This is a genomic window from Geminocystis sp. NIES-3709 (assembly GCF_001548115.1).
GTDB lineage: Bacteria > Cyanobacteriota > Cyanobacteriia > Cyanobacteriales > Cyanobacteriaceae > Geminocystis.
The window spans coordinates 3,567,234-3,583,540 of the sequence record NZ_AP014821.1 but is presented as its reverse complement, the minus strand read 5'-3'; the positions used below and the strand labels follow the sequence as shown (position 1 = coordinate 3,583,540).

General features: G+C 33.9%; 14 protein-coding genes and 1 tRNA gene. 9 read left to right on the top strand and 6 right to left on the bottom strand.

Translation table 11 applies throughout. The features are described 5' to 3' along the window. Positions 1–49: 49 nt before the first annotated feature. Positions 50–787, top strand: a complete 738-nt coding sequence (locus tag GM3709_RS15205) for a DUF3153 domain-containing protein (RefSeq protein WP_066120924.1) — start codon at positions 50–52, stop codon at positions 785–787. Positions 788–815: 28 nt separating this feature from the next. Here GM3709_RS15205 and GM3709_RS15200 read toward each other — a convergent pair whose 3' ends face one another. After that, complete coding sequence (locus GM3709_RS15200) at positions 816–1,229, bottom strand: nuclear transport factor 2 family protein (RefSeq protein WP_066120922.1); 414 nt, start codon at positions 1,227–1,229, stop codon at positions 816–818. Positions 1,230–1,748: 519 nt separating this feature from the next. On the opposite strand from GM3709_RS15200, the gene GM3709_RS15195 reads away from it, so the two are divergent. Further along, entirely contained in the window at positions 1,749–2,210 is a 462-nt protein-coding gene (locus GM3709_RS15195; RefSeq protein ID WP_066120920.1) for a PleD family two-component system response regulator, read from the top strand. Between the two features lie 508 nt (positions 2,211–2,718). On the opposite strand, the gene GM3709_RS15190 is transcribed toward GM3709_RS15195, so the two are convergent. Both GM3709_RS15190 and GM3709_RS15185 read right to left on the bottom strand, forming a co-directional pair. Then, on the bottom strand, positions 2,719–3,768 hold the full coding sequence (locus GM3709_RS15190; protein WP_066120918.1) for a D-alanine--D-alanine ligase family protein: 1,050 nt from the start codon (positions 3,766–3,768) through the stop codon (positions 2,719–2,721). Between the two features lie 176 nt (positions 3,769–3,944). Next, positions 3,945–5,174: a VWA domain-containing protein gene (locus GM3709_RS15185; RefSeq protein ID WP_231937577.1), complete on the bottom strand. Its 1,230-nt coding sequence runs from the start codon at positions 5,172–5,174 to the stop codon at positions 3,945–3,947. A 351-nt stretch (positions 5,175–5,525) separates the two neighbouring features. Between GM3709_RS15185 and GM3709_RS15180 the strand changes: the two genes are divergently transcribed. The 3 genes from GM3709_RS15180 (at position 5,526) to GM3709_RS15170 (ending at position 9,367) form a co-directional block, all read left to right on the top strand. Next, positions 5,526–8,720, top strand: coding sequence for a valine--tRNA ligase (locus tag GM3709_RS15180; protein ID WP_066120917.1), 3,195 nt, complete (start codon positions 5,526–5,528; stop codon positions 8,718–8,720). A gap of 117 nt (positions 8,721–8,837) precedes the next feature. Further along, the gene (locus GM3709_RS15175; RefSeq protein WP_231937576.1) at positions 8,838–9,245 is read left to right on the top strand and encodes a hypothetical protein; all 408 of its coding nucleotides are present in this window, start codon (positions 8,838–8,840) and stop codon (positions 9,243–9,245) included. A 49-nt stretch (positions 9,246–9,294) separates the two neighbouring features. Next, positions 9,295–9,367, top strand: a tRNA-Thr gene (locus tag GM3709_RS15170). Between the two features lie 286 nt (positions 9,368–9,653). On the opposite strand, the gene GM3709_RS21905 is transcribed toward GM3709_RS15170, so the two are convergent. From GM3709_RS21905 to GM3709_RS20620, 3 genes are all read right to left on the bottom strand, one after another. Beyond that, positions 9,654–9,884: a hypothetical protein gene (locus GM3709_RS21905; protein ID WP_066120914.1), complete on the bottom strand. Its 231-nt coding sequence runs from the start codon at positions 9,882–9,884 to the stop codon at positions 9,654–9,656. 262 nt (positions 9,885–10,146) lie between these two features. Continuing rightward, the gene (locus tag GM3709_RS21900; protein WP_197671847.1) at positions 10,147–10,290 is read right to left on the bottom strand and encodes a hypothetical protein; all 144 of its coding nucleotides are present in this window, start codon (positions 10,288–10,290) and stop codon (positions 10,147–10,149) included. 10 nt (positions 10,291–10,300) lie between these two features. Further along, entirely contained in the window at positions 10,301–10,438 is a 138-nt protein-coding gene (locus GM3709_RS20620; protein ID WP_162492437.1) for a transposase, read from the bottom strand. 273 nt (positions 10,439–10,711) lie between these two features. Between GM3709_RS20620 and rimP the strand changes: the two genes are divergently transcribed. The 4 genes from rimP to infB all read left to right on the top strand — a co-directional run bounded on the left by rimP (position 10,712) and on the right by infB (position 16,090). Further along, entirely contained in the window at positions 10,712–11,173 is a 462-nt protein-coding gene (gene rimP, locus GM3709_RS15155) for a ribosome maturation factor RimP (RefSeq protein WP_066120912.1), read from the top strand. Between the two features lie 68 nt (positions 11,174–11,241). Continuing rightward, positions 11,242–12,384 carry a transcription termination factor NusA gene (gene nusA / locus GM3709_RS15150; RefSeq protein ID WP_066120910.1) on the top strand — a complete coding sequence of 381 codons (1,143 nt, stop codon included), beginning with the start codon at positions 11,242–11,244 and terminating at the stop codon, positions 12,382–12,384. Continuing rightward, positions 12,368–12,646, top strand: coding sequence for a YlxR family protein (locus tag GM3709_RS15145; protein ID WP_066120908.1), 279 nt, complete (start codon positions 12,368–12,370; stop codon positions 12,644–12,646). The genes nusA and GM3709_RS15145 overlap by 17 nt, the downstream gene beginning before the upstream one ends. Before the next feature lie 405 nt (positions 12,647–13,051). Next, positions 13,052–16,090 (top strand): translation initiation factor IF-2, encoded by a 3,039-nt coding sequence (gene infB / locus GM3709_RS15140; RefSeq protein WP_066120907.1) that lies wholly within the window; start codon positions 13,052–13,054, stop codon positions 16,088–16,090. Positions 16,091–16,307: the final 217 nt, after the last annotated feature.

Sequence of the window (16,307 nt, the reverse complement as noted above, 5' to 3'; positions counted from 1 at the left end):
TACAAAAAAAATTATTAAGTTTTTAGATATGTTTTAGGAAGAATAAATTATGAAAAAAATACTATTATTTTTATGTTTAATTATTACCTTAACTGGTTGTGTTCGCTATGATGTAGATGTTAGTTTTCCTCACGCAAATAGTGGCACAATGATTCAACATATTAAATTGGGTGAACAATTAACAAGTTTTAGCGAAACAGAAGGAAATATCTGGCTTAAAAATATTGAGAATCAAGCTAAAGATTTACAAGGTAAAATTAAACGAATTTCTAAGGAAGAATTAGTAGTAGCAATTCCTTTTAATAATGGTCAAGAATTAGCTGAAAAATTTAACCAATTTTTTGTTCCGAGCATAAGTGAAAAATCTCGTAAAAAATTAGCTCAAAATGACTCTATTTCATTGTTGGATTTAAACGCAAAAATGTCGATCGAGCAAAATAATCTACTTTTATTTGAGAGAAATACCCTTAATTTTAAAGCAGATTTGACCCCATTAGGAGTAATTGCTAATGATGGAACTATCATTATTTCATCGGGAGATTTAATTGATTTACAAATACAATTTGATTTTCCTTGGGGTGCAAAACTAATAACTAATGATTATCCTAAATGGGAAAAATTACCCAATAATCAATATAAAATTGCATTAGAGGCAGGGCAAATTAACGAAGTTCAAGCAATTTTTTGGTTACCTAATTATGTGGGTTTTGGAACAGTCTCGATCGTTTTATTTATTCTTTTAGGATATTATTTAAAGTACCGAAAATTACCTTTAATATCAAACTGAAATAAATAACTATTTATCATGGAAAAAATTAATGAAACTTTCTATCATTTTTCTCAATTAAAAGATCATTAATACTAGCATAACGAAACCGCATTAAACCATTATCAGCAAATTCCCACATTTCATTACCATAGGAACGATACCACTGTCCTAGTTGATCATGCCATTCATACTCAAATCTAACACCAATACGGTTATCCATAAAACACCATAGCTCTTTTTTGAGCCGATAATCAAGTTCTTTTTGCCATTTACGAGTTAGAAATGCCTTAATTTCTTCTCTACCATTGATAAACTCGGAGCGATTACGCCATTGAGAATCAATAGTATAAGCTAAGGCAACTTTTTCAGGATTTTTTGTATTCCAAGCGTCTTCTGCCATTTGCACTTTTTGTAAAGCAGTTTCGAGAGTAAAAGGTGGGAAAGGTGGTTTAAATTCCATTGTCTATTTTTTCTTAATATCTCTTAAACTAAGAGATTATATCACTACAACCCCTCGTTTTCAGTAGCGTATATAAATCAAATATTGAATTAGTACAATAATACTGATGAAACTCAATGGAAAAAATCAATTTTAGGAGTTTTAAAATCAATTTTTATCATTTTTTCGTTTTCTTTCCTGTCACCTGGAATTTATGATAGAGGTATAAGATCTAAATAACAGAATTTCGTTTTTCTTTCTAAAGATATAATTGATAAGCCAAATTGAATGATTCTGGATTTCAGACTAATTCGAGAATTATTCATTGGAATTGAGATAAAAAAATAATCCAAATTGTAATGAAAAAATCAAATAATTTTACTTATAATTATTTATGGGTCAAAATAAAGGTAAAATCTAATATAGTTTAATCTTTATTCACAGTCATCGAAGAAATATGATCGAAGAACTTATTTAAGCCAGACTTACAAGATTTTTGAACATTTAAAATATCATCTCTACTGTAATATAATCTATCCCATGTATTCATCAGAATTAATAAATCCAGAAGAATCAATAATCTTATTAGTCGATGACTTAAAACAAAATTTAAAATTATTAACATTTATTCTGGAAGCAGAAAATTATCAAACCAGTTTTGCCTTAAGTGGAAAAGATGCTTTGGAAAGATTAAATGTTTTAACACCAGATCTAATTTTATTAGATTTGATGATGCCCGATATGAGTGGATTAGAAGTATGCCAAAAAATCAAGTCCAATGACAAATATAAAGATATTCCTATTATTTTTCTTACCGCTAGTCAAGAAGAACATCATTTGGTTGAAGCCTATACTATTGGAGCATCTGATTATGTGACTAAACCATTTAAAAAACAAGAATTATTAAGTAGAGTCGCCACACAATTGACGATAAAAAGTCAAATTAAATATATTAGTAAATTAAAAAAAGAAATTAATCAATTAAAAGCTCTTAAAAATTAACAAATAGTAATTTTAAATTATGGATAAAAATGGAATCATACTTTATTGTTATTGAATTATTGTTGAATTTTAAGGGTATTATCGCAATTCTGCATAATTCCTAGTAAATTAATTACTATATTGTCTTATGTCTATTAAATGAATTATTTTGCCATGTCGATGATTGGATTCAATAATTTGAGAGAATTTGGCAACAAAAACTTTTATCAAAAATCTGCCTAACCCAAATTCAGTAGATCGAAAAAGAGATTTTAGATAGTATTAATTTCATTTTGTCTAATATTTAAGTATAATATACTCTTATGTTTAATACTGGTTTTATACTTCTGGTTTTTAGCGACTGAAACCCAAAAACTTGATGAAGTGGAAGTCACTTTAAATAAAAGGCTTGATGGGGAGGAGGCAAGATTAAACATTCTCATCTCCGTAATGCTTACAGGTTTGCTAAGAATAATAGCTAAACTTGTTTTCGTTAAATAGCTTGACATTCTCTATTATTGAAAATGTCTTATGAATTACTTATGGCTAAAGTGATTAATTTATCTACTAATTCTGAAAAAGGAATACCAGATGCTTCCCATAATTGGGGATACATACTTAAAGAGGTGAAACCGGGAAGAGTGTTAATTTCGTTGATAAAAATTTCTTCAGTGTCAGTAATGTAGAAAAAGTCAACCCTTGATAATCCTCGGGCTGATACTGCACGGAATGCTTCGATCGACATTTCTTGAATTTTAGTTACAATATGGGGGGGAATATCCGCAGGAATAATTAAATTCGCCCTACCATCAGTATATTTAGTTTCGTAGTCATAAAAATCTGCATTATAGGTTATCTCTCCGATAACAGAGGCTTTGGGATTGTCGTTACCTAAAACAGCACACTCAACTTCTCTGGCTTTAACTCCTGCTTCCACAATAACACGTCGATCGAGACTAGCCGCATTATCTAAAGCACTTTCTAATTCCGATCGAGTTTTTGCTTTAGCAATACCCACGGATGATCCCAGATTAGCAGGTTTCACAAAACAAGGATAGCCCAACTCCTCTTCAATTTTGTCACACAACTTCGGAAAGATACAAGCACCACTATAAATCTCATCACGATTAATACCAATATACTTAACTTGGGGTAATCCTTCTTGGGCAAAAATATTTTTCATGGCGATTTTATCCATCCCTACTGCCGAGCCTAATACACCAGAACCCACAAAAGGCACTTGCATTAAAGTTAATAATCCTTGTACTGTACCATCTTCACCATTGGGTCCATGTAGAATAGGAAACCACACATCGATATTATTACATTCAGGAGGAAAATTCCATAAGGAAGTTGTGGTAGAATCATTATCGATTGGAATACCACTGGCAAGAATTTCTCTGGCAATGTCACTACTGCGCCAATAGCCCGATTTATCAATATAAATGGGTATTACATCATATTTGCTACTATTACTTTCTGAGGTTAACCCTTTTAGGATCGATCGTGCCGATATAATAGAGACTTGATGTTCTCCCGATTTTCCTCCAAATAACAATCCTACCCTTAACTTACCCATAAATTTACTGTCTATAAGAAATAAAAAACTAAAGTCTTAATAGTAGCCTATTTTTCTCTGATTATCTACCATAAACCCTAGAGTTAAAAGCATTATCTTTTTTATGAATAATACAATTGTTAATAACAAGACTAAAAAAAACAATGAATAAGATATTTTTATGTTTGATGATAGAATTATTTTACCTCAAATCCTTTAGCTTCTAATTGTTTATATAAGGTAGAAATCATTAAACTATCAAGAGTTTTGTTACTTTCATCTTGTGGAGTATTTTTAGCAATATATTCAGTTCTTTTTTGAGATAATTCGGCAATTTTTGCTTTAATTTGTTCTCGTTTAGTCATCATCTCATCAACTATTTGTTTAATTTCCGAAACACTTAAAGAACGCAAATTTTCAGGCAAAGTGCTTTTATCTAAAGTGTTTAAATCTACTACTTTATCTTTAATGGCATCCACTAAATCCCAATCAGAATTACGATAATTACCTGTTACTTTTGCGATCGATCGATTTATTCCTGTTGACTCAGAACTACCAAAAGCATTACTATCTTGTTGGGTTTGTCGCTCATAAGAAATAGCTCCTTCATTGCCGTAATAAATATAAGTCTCATTGAGTTGTCGATTCAATTCTGCTATTTCAGCATCATAGGGAGTAGGGATAGTGACAACTTTTTCGTTTTGGTTTAAATTGAAGTAACTGCCTTTACCGACATTAGCTGCATTTGCCCAAAGGTTACTTTCAGAACTTTCTGAATCACCACAGTAAATAGTATTAACAATTACATCTTTTTTACTGGCAGATTCCATCGCTTTTTGCCAATTTAAAGTACCTTGATCAAAAGGTTCATTTCCAGCTACAAAAATTACCCGAAAATCTTGAGTATTATCACTCCATTTTAATTGATTCATTGCCGAATCAATAACCCAACCAGCATATTCTTGTCCTCCATTCGTTTGAATACTGAATAAATTTTCCGAAACTTTATCTAAATCTGTAGTAAGTTCATTTAACATTCGGTTAAAACCTTCTGAGGAGGGTAATGTATCATTACCATAGTGATAAAGAGATACTTCAAAAATAGGATTTTGACCATTTTTTGTAACTTTGGAAACAGCATTAATCACAGACCAAATTTGAGTACGAGTTTGTTCGATTAAACCATCCATACTATTGCTAGAATCAAGCAAGATTGCTATTTGTATTCTTGGTTTATTACTATTAAGATTATTATTACTAATCTCTGTTTTTTCTGATTTTAATTTAACTTCATTCTGATTTATACTTGTCGTTGTTTGGAAATTTGAGGAAATAGCTATCGTACCAGAAGTTAATGAGAGTAGCACGATCGTTCCTACCATAAGAATTTTTTTAGACTGAAGAGCTGATTTTAAGTTATTCAACATAGTTGTTTCTTTTCTTTTTTATTCAAGATCATGATCTAATGTTACAAAATTAATCTTATTTGTTGTAACCATATTATTAATTATGCCTGTTAAAAATTTCAGCAACGCCAAATTAGACAAACATATTTTTCCTTTTTTGTCAATGCGTAAGTCCTAAAATAAATAATATTAGTAGATTCTGGTTATCACCCTGATTTAATCATGTCGGAGTTAGAGAAAGTTTATCCACTATTGCTATATATAATGTTTTTTGTGGTTTATATCCACAGCCTACTCAAAAGTTGATCATTGAGAGGGAATCACAGATAATGAGAAAACAATGATATTAAAACTAATATAGATTCTCATTTTATGAATAATTCTCACTCCACATTACCCTCTCAATACGAACCTCATACAACAGAAGCAAAATGGCAAGAATTTTGGCGATCGCAAGAAATTTTTAAAGCTAATCCTAAAGATGAAAAAGAGCCTTATGCGATCGTAATTCCCCCCCCTAATGTAACGGGAAGATTGCACATGGGACACGCTTTCAATACATCTCTCATTGATACCTTAATTCGTTACCATCGTATGAGAGGAAAAAATACTCTCTGTTTGCCCGGTACAGATCATGCTAGTATTGCGGTACAAACCATCATTGAAAAGCAACTCAAAGAAGAAGGTAAAACTCGTTATGATTTAGGGAGAGAGAAATTTTTAGAGAAGGCTTGGCAATGGAGAGAAGAATCAGGAGGTGCGATTGTTAACCAACTGCAAAGATTGGGTTTATCCGCAGATTGGAGTAGAGAAAGATTTACCCTAGATGAGAATTTATGTACTGCCGTTAAAACTGCTTTCATTAAATTATATGAAGAAGGCTTGATTTATCGGGGTAATTATATGGTTAACTGGTGTCCTGAATCTCAATCGGCGGTATCAGATTTAGAAGTTGAAAATAAAGAAGTTGATGGAAATTTATGGCACTTACGTTACCCATTAACAGAAGGAGACGAATATGTAGAAGTTGCCACGACACGTCCTGAAACCATGTTAGGAGATACTGCTGTTGCCGTTAATCCTCATGATGAGCGCTATCAACACTTAATTGGTAAAACTCTTATTTTGCCGATAACCTTCCGAGAAATTCCTATTATTGCCGATGAATTTGTTGATCCTGCTTTTGGTACGGGATGTGTTAAAGTAACTCCAGCTCATGATCCTAACGATTTTCAGATGGGTAAACGTCATGATTTACTCTTTATCAATATTCTAAATAAAGATGGTACTATCAACGAAAATGGCGGTGAATTTCAAGGGCAAGATAGATTTGAGGCAAGGAAAAATGTTGTTAATCGTCTGGAAAAAGAAGGATTTTTAGTGAGAGTCGAAGCCTATCGCCATAGTATTCCATACAGCGATCGAGGTAAAGTGCCGGTTGAACCATTATTATCTACTCAATGGTATGTGAAAATTGAGCCTTTAGCCCAAAAAGCCTTAACAGAATTAGACGAGAATAATTCCCCTCATTTTGTGCCACAAAGATGGCAAAAAGTCTATCGTGATTGGCTTGTCAAAATTCAGGATTGGTGCATTTCCCGTCAACTTTGGTGGGGACATCAAATTCCAGCTTGGTATATTATCAGTAAAACTGGAGGAGAAATTACTGACGACACTCCCTTTGTTGTAGCATTCAATGAAAGCGAAGCGAGGGACAAAGCCTGTGAGCAATACGGAGAAGACATAATCATAGCTCAAGATCCAGATGTCCTCGATACATGGTTTTCCTCTGGATTATGGCCTTTTTCAACCATGGGTTGGCCTTTCAATACAGATGATTTAGTTACTTACTATCCCAATGCAACATTAGTGACAGGATTTGATATTATTTTCTTTTGGGTAGCCCGAATGACTATGATGGCTGGACATTTTACCAATAAAATGCCTTTTAAAGATGTATATATTCATGGTTTGGTAAGAGATGAAAACGGCAAAAAAATGTCAAAATCTGCCAATAACGGTATTGATCCTTTATTATTAAGTGATAAGTACGGTACAGATGCTCTTAGATATACCTTAATTCGAGAAGTTGCAGGAGCAGGACAAGATATTAGTTTACAATATAACCGTGAAACAGACGAATCGGAATCTGTGGAAGCTAGTCGTAATTTTGCCAATAAATTATGGAATGCCGCTCGTTTTGTGTTGATGAATCTCGAAGGCAAAACACCTCAACAATTAGGCTATCCCAATTTACAACAATTAGAGTTAAGCGATCGCTGGATCATATCACGATTTAACCAAGTTGTCAAAGAAACAAGAGAATCGATCGAGAATTATGGTTTAGGAGAAGCCGCTAAAGGATTATATGAATTTATCTGGGGTGATTTTTGTGACTCTTACATTGAATTAGTCAAGACTCGTTTATGGCAGAAAGAAGAATCTTCTTCTCGTTTAGTAGCACAACAAACCTTGGGATACATATTGGAAGGAATATTAAAACTTCTACATCCTTTCATGCCTCATATCACTGAAGAAATTTGGCATACTTTAACCCAAAACGAAAATGAAAGTTTAGCTTTACAGTCTTTCCCTATCGTTGACGAATTAATCAACTTATCTCCTCAAGAAGCAATAATGACGACACCCATAATGGGGATAAATGAAAATGAGGAAGGCACTATTATTAAACTAGGAAATCAAGTAGTGGGTTTATTAGATCAACTACCAGATAAGGTTAGTGAATTTATCCGTAAATATCAACAACCTTTCACCCTTTTAGGAATAATTTTCGCTACTTTTCTTGTTTTAGAGTTAATTACGTCTGTTATTACTGCTATTCATGAATTTCTTCTCTTAGCCCCGTTATTGCGTTTAATCGGATTATTATATAGTTTATGGTTTGGTTATCAAAATCTAGTATTTGCAAAGACAAGACAAAAAACTTGGCAACAATTAAATAATTGGAAACAAGAAATTTTTGGAAATTCTAGTGATGATAAAGATATGGCATTAGAAATTGAATCAACCACTCCAAAGGTTATCAGTCTTCCTTTAATCACTCTTATCGATAACCACTTAGAAACCAGTTTTAGCGTATTATTTGAGACAATTCGAGCAATTCGTAATCTCCGTGCTGAAGCAGAAATTAAACCAGGTGTTAAGGTTAATGTGATTTTACAGTCTGATAATGATGCTGAAAGAATAATTTTAAACCAGACTAAAACTTATATCAACGAATTAGCAAAAGTAGAGAATCTTATCATCACCCATAGTTTAACAGAAGAAGTTTTCACAACAGATTCTCGTGGAATAGCTTCTGTTGTTGGTACAATTCAAATATTGATACCCTTAGAAGGTATTATCGATATAGAAAAATTAACAGTTAAACTAGAGAAAAAACTAGGTAAAATTGAAGGAGAAATCAAATCTTTAGAAGGAAGATTAAATAATCCTAATTTTGTTAATAAAGCACCCAAAGAAATTATTGAAACAGCAGAAAATGCTTTAAAAGAGAGTAAAATTCAATGGAAAATTTTACAAAAACGTATTGCTTTATTAAAATAGGTAATACTTAATAAACAATTAACAATTAACAATCAATTTCTATTCCTAATTGTTCATTATTCACTATTTACTTTTCACTGTTAAATGTTATATCTTGCCCAAGTTACTAAAAATATAATGTCAGGGAAATTAGAATTACATTTACTGGCAGTAGAAGAATCGAAGTTACAATGGACATTATGCGATGAACAATTTTTATCTTTAAATATTCATCAAAATTTAGTGGATGGGTCTTTGGTGTTAGTAGAATTAGATAAAGATGAGCAAATTGTTCGTTGTCGAGATGCTAAAGATTGGGTGCTAAATTTGGTAAAGGAATATTTAGTAGAAGGACATTTTAATGCTAATATTAACGTTTCCGAAGAACAAGCTAGAATTGAAAAATGGCGACAGGAATTAACTTCTCAAAGTCAAGATTTAACAAGAATAAGACTAGAAATTGAAACTCGTCGAGAAGAATTACAGGAATTAGAGCAAAATTTACACACTGAGAGAGAAAAACTTAAATTAATTAGTGGACAGTAGATTATTAATTATTAGTTTTATGCTATAATGGTATGCCAAGATTAATATTGCTACCTTAGCTCAATTGGCAGAGCAATTCATTCGTAATGAATAGGTTACGAGTTCGACTCTCGTAGGTAGCTTACAATTCTATTCGGCTTTGTTGGATGAATTAATAAATAGTGAATTTTGTTTCAACAGGTGCGACCACAAACCTTATATTTATCCGTTATTAACTATATAGCTATCTGGTTTAGCAATTTGTATCATTCTATTTAACAACAGACATTGAACAAATAACTCTACTGCCTGATTGTCAAAATCTCGACTACCGGTACTTAAACTAAAAATATTAAATTATGAGTCTCAAATCGTTATAAATCAAAGATTTTACATTGATCGATAACTTTTCCTTTTATACCAAGAGTTTCAGCCGTTTTTATGGCTTTTACCTAAATCTCTTACTCTGACTGTATTTGAAGCTATTTTTGCCCCAAAATTTTTCAAAGTACCGCTACTTACTTTGCCTCCAAATATTGTTTTTAACCTAAACATTGTTGTTTCCGAAATAGAACGTCGATGATAGCCACTTTCTTCTTTCCATTCTTTTCTTCCTATTTCTTTTATTCTTTCAATATTTTTATTTCTGTCTCCATCCATATCTGACCATTTCTCAGATGATATTTTTGTTTCATCGTCAATGTTTTTATCTTGAGACCATAGGAGATGTTATTATTTTATACACAAAAGGACTTGAATCTATCATTCATGCAACAAAGCCCAATGAGTAAAAAAGGGAAAGCCCAGAATATCTACACCCAAATGTCTCTTAATACCATTAGTGAGTTTTTATAATGACAAAATCCTTTACTTTTAACACTGGCATTACAAGTGTTTTTTACTGCTTGAGAATCGATGATCATTAATTGAGTCCAGTAGGGTTTTTTTTTACTTTTTCTCTCAGTTGCTGATGTAATTGGGACATAATATTATCGATAACACTATCTTTTTTCCAGTGTTTGTAATGCCAATACACGGTAGAATAAGGGGGTAAATCTATCGGCAAATCACACCAATTACAACCGTTTTTGAGTCAAAATACCATCCAAAATTTGTCTTTTAGACCATTTGAGGGGACGGGTTAGTTTCTTTTGTAGCAAGAGGGGTTTAATGATTTCCCATTCTTGATCTGTTAGACTACGGGAGTAAAACATGATAAAAGTTACAAGCATTTTCTCATAACATTGTAATAGATACCAAATGGTTTCTATAAGAAGTTTTATGCTATGATATAATTTATCTGACAACTCTACTTTTTCATCATTTTTCCATTAAGTTAAACATTCAGATCATCTCAAAGCCCTAAAAGTTGGCAACGATCATAGTCTGAAACCATGAAAAAGAGTCAAAAATGTATCGACGGAGTGGGTAAACCCCGCTTTTTTTATTGCTTTTTATTGTTTATCGATCGAAATTGTATCTAATTTATGACTCATCCTCTGACACCGAATATCACTGAAATAGCCGAATCCATCGCCCAAGAATTAAACCTAGAAATAGTTAATTTAATATTTCAAGCAAACAAAAATCCTCCCGTGTTAAGGATTGATATTCGCAACCTATCAGGGGATACCAGTCTTGATAACTGTGAAAAAATGAGTCGCCTATTAGAAGAAACCCTCGATGCAAAAGATATTATTCCCTCTGCTTATATGTTAGAAATTTCGAGTCCGGGCATTGGAAACAATCTTACTACTGATCGAGAATTTATCAGTTTTAAGGGCTTTCCCGTCATTGTGGAAACGAATACGGAATATAAAAAACACACTCAATGGCAAGGAAATCTTCAAGGTAGAGACGAAAAAGCAATACACATCAACTGTAAAGGCAAAATGATAGCCATTCCTAGAGACATTGTTAAACAAGTTCAACTGGAGAACAAAGAATAACAGACGAGGAGACTAGAAGACTAAAAAATATTTAACTATCAATTATTCACCATTTATTATTCATTATCATGAGTATCGTTAAATTACCCGGTTTAAAAATGCTGATTGAAGAAATCAGTCAAAGTCATAACTTACCCAGAAATTCTGTTCAGGAAGCTCTAAGAGAAGCACTATTTAAAGGCTATGAGCGTTTTCGCCGTTCTAAACATCCTCAACCTTTTCTCGAAGAATATTTCGATAATTTTCGGGTAGAGTTAGATATAGATGAAGAAGGGTTTAGAGTTTTAGCTCTGAAAATGGTCACAGAAAATGTAGAAGATACAGATCATCAAATACCCTTAGCAGAAGTAAGAGAGTTTAATGAAGATGTTGAACTTGGTAATGAGGTTTTAGTTGATGTCACTCCCGAACAAAAAGACTTCGGACGTATGGCGGCTATTCAAACTAAACAAGTATTGCAACAGAAACTTAGAGATCAACAAAGAGCTATTATTCAAGCGGAATTTAAAGAGTTAGAAGGAGCAGTTTTAACCGCTAAAGTGCTTCGTTTTGAGGGAAAATCTGTTATTATGACCCTTCAAAGTGCTTACGGAAGACCAGAAGTTGAAGCAGAATTGCCTTTCCATGAACAAATCAGCAGTGACAATTATCGAGCAAATGCCTCTTTTAAAGTTTATCTGAAAAAAGTACGAGAAGGTTCTCAAAGAGGCCCTCAATTAGTTGTTTCCCGTGCAGATGCTGGTTTAGTCGTTTATCTTTTTGCCAATGAAGTTCCAGAATTAGAAGATGGTGTTGTTAGAATTGTGGCGATCGCAAGGGAAGCAAATCCCACAAACCCCAATATTTCAGCCCGGACTAAAATTGCCGTGGACACTTTAGAAAGAGATGTTGATCCTGTAGGATCTTGTATTGGAGCAAGAGGTTCTCGTATTCAAGCAGTAGTTAATGAGTTAAAAGGAGAAAAAATAGACGTAATTCGTTGGTCGCCTGATCCGGGTACTTATATTGCCAATGCTTTAAGCCCCGCTCAAATTGATTTGGTGAAACTTCTTAACCCTGAAGAAAGACAGTCTTTAGTGGTAGTGCCTGACAACCATTTAAGTCTAGCCATCGGTAAAGAAGGACAAAATGTTCGTCTAGCCGCTCGTTTGACAGGATGGAAAATAGATATAAAACGTAAGTCACAATATCTTGATGAAGAATCCGAATAAACAAACCAATTATCGTCGTTGTATTAGTTGTCATCTCATCAACGATCGGACAAACTTTTGGAGAATTGTTAAAAACCATCCTGATAATAATATTACTTTGGATGTTGGTATGGGTCGATCGGCTTATCTTTGTCCTCAATACCAATGTCTGAATTTAGCCCAGAAAAAAAAGCGTTTATCTAGGGTATTAAAAATTGATGTTCCATCAGAAATTTATCAACAATTGTGGCAAAAACTAGAACAAACTAAATCTCAAACCTAATACGTAACATCCTACCCTCATAATGACAAAAAAATCATCATTGAGTTAGAAAAATCATCATAATAGTAAATGTGGGAGTTAAAACAAAGGTTAAGAAATGTAAAAAATTCTTATTCGATGAGTTAAAACCCATGAACAATAAAAATATTAGATTGATTCGATAGGATTGGTATATGTAATCATTGCTTAAGTTCTAAACTCGATCTTAGGCAAAAATAGAGAAAGATAAAAACAACAATTTATTTGTCTCAAAAGAAAAAACCAACTGCTATTACAACTATTAATAGGCTATTAAAAATAACCAAACCCTATTAAACAACTCACAATTAAATATAAAATAAAAAACCTTATTACTAAAAATTAGTAAAAACAGTTATAATATAGTACAATTAGGGCAATTTGTGGATGAAAAACGGAAAAATAAGAATATACGATTTATCAAAAGAGCTTGAACTAGATAACAAGGACGTATTAGATATATGTTCACGTTTGTCGATCGATGTTAAAAATCATAGCAGTACTATCACAGAAACTCAAGCAGAAAATATCAAAAAAGCAGCAAAAAATTATCCTATGACCTCTGCCAATAACCAAGTCAAAAAAACTACCACTATTAACCATAAAGATCAAAAAAATCCTGCGTCATTAGAATTGAAAACCAAAAATAAAAAGCAAGAAATCCTTGCAGTATATACCAACCACCCGTCATCACCAGAAGGTTCTTCTAAGGATACTCCCATGTTATTGACCCCCCCTCGTCCTCAAATGTCCTCTTCTGAAGGCAATAATAGCAACAACAATCATTCCCCAGTCCCATCAACAGAGGCAAAAACCACTAAAGTAATACAACCAAAGCCTCTAGTTACTGCCAGTAAGCCCACCATCAAATCTCCTCCTAAAATTGATTCGGCAAAAGTACACAAACAAGAGTCGGAAGAATCAATATCTAACAAAGAAGAAAAAACCTCGACCGTAGTTAACATATCTTCTAATGAGGAAGACAAAAAACCAAGACCAAAAATAGCAGGTAAAACGAATCCCCCCCGTCGTGGTAATAAGAATAATCAACGTCGGAAAGATTCTGAGACTTCAGAAATATTGACTCTCGATCGAGAAAATTCCCCTAAATCTCCACGACAATTATTAGGAAAAGAAGAAACCCCAGAAAGAGAGAATTTTAAAGCCGCTCCTAAACCAAAACTACACAGACCTCCTCAACGACCTACGGTGATCGAAGAGCCAGACTTGGACTTAGATGAGGATATGGAAGAAACCGCTTTGGCATCTCCTGATGATGATTTTGAAGGAGAACCAATATTATTAGAAAAACCCAAGAGAATTAAGCAGAAATTGAAAAAACCTCTGGAGAAAGGGGAAACTGCTGTATGGGATGATGATGATGAGAGTGGTAAAGAAGCGAAAAAAACAGCTAAGAAACGTCGCTCATTACTCATTGATGAAGATGACGACGATTTAATCGATTATTTAGACGGTGAAGATGGTGAAAACGAAGTATTAAATTTAGCTTTAGCGAGACCTCAGAAAGAAGTTAGTCAACAACCTAAGCCACCAGAAAAAACCCGTGCACCTCGTAAGCAAAAACCAAAATTTGACAAAACTGAACTTAAAGTTGATAAAAAATTAAAAGCAGAGAAAGACAAACTTCCCGAATTTATCGTTCTAAAACAAAGTCCCACTTTAAGAGAATTAGCAGATTTGCTTAATACTCCTGATACAGAAATTATCAAACTCTTGTTCTTTAAGAGTATTGCTGTTAATATCACAGAAACTTTGGATATGGAAATCGCTAAAATAGTGGCTTCAGATCTAGGAGTAGAAGTTATCACTGAAGAAGAAAAAGCAAGTGCGGCCAAAACAGAGATGATCGCAGAAACGGATCTCGATAGTCTTCAAAATCGTCCTCCCGTTGTTACCATTATGGGTCACGTGGATCATGGTAAAACTACCCTTTTGGACTCCATCAGAAATACTAAAGTTGTACAAGGAGAAGCCGGAGGAATTACTCAGCATATTGGTGCTTATCATGTGGATGTGGAACATGAAGGCAAAACTCAACAAATTGTTTTCTTGGATACTCCCGGTCACGAAGCCTTTACTGCGATGAGAGCAAGGGGGGCAAAAGTAACAGATATTGCGGTATTAGTGGTAGCAGCCGATGATGGCGTAAGACCTCAAACAAAAGAAGCTATCAGTCACGCAAGAGCGGCTAAAGTTCCTATCGTCGTAGCTATTAACAAAATCGATAAACCTGATGCTAATCCCGATCGAGTTAAGCAAGAATTAGTGGACTTAGAATTAGTTCCTGAAGATTGGGGTGGTGATACTGTAATGGTTCCTGTCAGTGCCTTAAATGGTCATAACTTAGATACCCTCTTAGAAATGATTGTTTTAGTGTCAGAAATGGAAGAACTTTCCGCTAATCCCGATCGTTCAGCAAAAGGTACTGTCATTGAAGCTCACCTCGATCGAGCTAGAGGTCCTGTTGCCACCCTTTTAGTTCAAAATGGAACTTTGAGAGTGGGTGACATAATTGTAGCTGGTTCAGTTTCTGGTAAAATACGGGCAATGATTGACGATCGAGGCGATAAAGTAGAAGCGGCGACTCCTTCTTTTGCGGTAGAAGTATTAGGCTTAAATGAAGTTCCGGCCGCTGGGGATGAATTTGATGTTTACAAAAATGAAAAAGAAGCGAAAGCGATCGCTGAAAGTCGTGCAGAAGCCCTCAGAGATACTCGTTTACAACAAGCGTTATCTTCTCGTCGTGTAACCCTCAGTAGTCTGTCCGCTCAAGCTCAACAAGGAGAATTAAAAGAACTCAACTTAATCATCAAAGCAGATGTACAAGGTTCTGTAGAAGCTATTTTAGGCTCTTTGAAACAATTACCCCAAAAAGAAGTTCAAATCAGAGTCTTGTTATCGGGTGCTGGAGAAGTTACCGAAACTGACGTTGATTTAGCGGCCGCTAGTGGCGCTGTTGTTATTGGGTTCAATACCACTTTAGCTCCCAATGCCCGACAATCGGCTGAACAAGAAGGAGTTGACATTCGGGAATACAACGTTATCTATAAATTACTTGATGAAATTGAAGGAGCAATGGAAGGATTACTCGATCCTGAAGAGATAGAGGAAAGTCTAGGAGTAGCTCAAGTAAGGGCTGTATTCTCTGTGGGTAAAGGTGCTGTTGCCGGTTGTTATGTTCAATCAGGTAAAGTACTCAGAAATCGCTTTATTCGAGTTTTACGCAATGGACAAGTTATTTATAACGGTAACTTAGATTCTCTCCGCCGAGTTAAGGATGACGTAAAAGAAGTCGCTGCTGGTTTTGAGTGCGGTATTGCTGTCAATAAATTTTCTGATTGGCAAGAAAACGATCGTATCGAAGCCTATGAAATGGTATTTAAACGTCGTACTTTATCTCAGTAAATCGACTCAGAAGATGGTTAGACAGGGAGATAGGAAGACAGGAGAGAGGATTTTTATCAAAACTATAGTGTATTACTAAATACATTGTAAAGCTAAGAATTAGGCTAAACACCTTGATTTATAAGTATTTAACCTGATACCTAACACCTAATACCTAACGCCTCCTCCCCACCAAAAAACTTTTTCAGCAGACTCTATTTAAGTTTTCTTTCTATTT

Coding starts and splice junctions, on each gene's coding strand:
- GM3709_RS15205 (WP_066120924.1), top strand. CDS start 50: ATGAAAAAAATACTATTATTTTTATGTTTAATTATTACCTTAACTGGT.
- GM3709_RS15200 (WP_066120922.1), bottom strand. CDS start 1,229: ATGGAATTTAAACCACCTTTCCCACCTTTTACTCTCGAAACTGCTTTA.
- GM3709_RS15195 (WP_066120920.1), top strand. CDS start 1,749: ATGTATTCATCAGAATTAATAAATCCAGAAGAATCAATAATCTTATTA.
- GM3709_RS15190 (WP_066120918.1), bottom strand. CDS start 3,768: ATGGGTAAGTTAAGGGTAGGATTGTTATTTGGAGGAAAATCGGGAGAA.
- GM3709_RS15185 (WP_231937577.1), bottom strand. CDS start 5,174: ATGTTGAATAACTTAAAATCAGCTCTTCAGTCTAAAAAAATTCTTATG.
- GM3709_RS15180 (WP_066120917.1), top strand. CDS start 5,526: ATGAATAATTCTCACTCCACATTACCCTCTCAATACGAACCTCATACA.
- GM3709_RS15175 (WP_231937576.1), top strand. CDS start 8,838: ATGTCAGGGAAATTAGAATTACATTTACTGGCAGTAGAAGAATCGAAG.
- GM3709_RS21905 (WP_066120914.1), bottom strand. CDS start 9,884: ATGGATGGAGACAGAAATAAAAATATTGAAAGAATAAAAGAAATAGGA.
- GM3709_RS20620 (WP_162492437.1), bottom strand. CDS start 10,438: ATGTTTTACTCCCGTAGTCTAACAGATCAAGAATGGGAAATCATTAAA.
- rimP (WP_066120912.1), top strand. CDS start 10,712: ATGACTCATCCTCTGACACCGAATATCACTGAAATAGCCGAATCCATC.
- nusA (WP_066120910.1), top strand. CDS start 11,242: ATGAGTATCGTTAAATTACCCGGTTTAAAAATGCTGATTGAAGAAATC.
- GM3709_RS15145 (WP_066120908.1), top strand. CDS start 12,368: ATGAAGAATCCGAATAAACAAACCAATTATCGTCGTTGTATTAGTTGT.
- infB (WP_066120907.1), top strand. CDS start 13,052: ATGAAAAACGGAAAAATAAGAATATACGATTTATCAAAAGAGCTTGAA.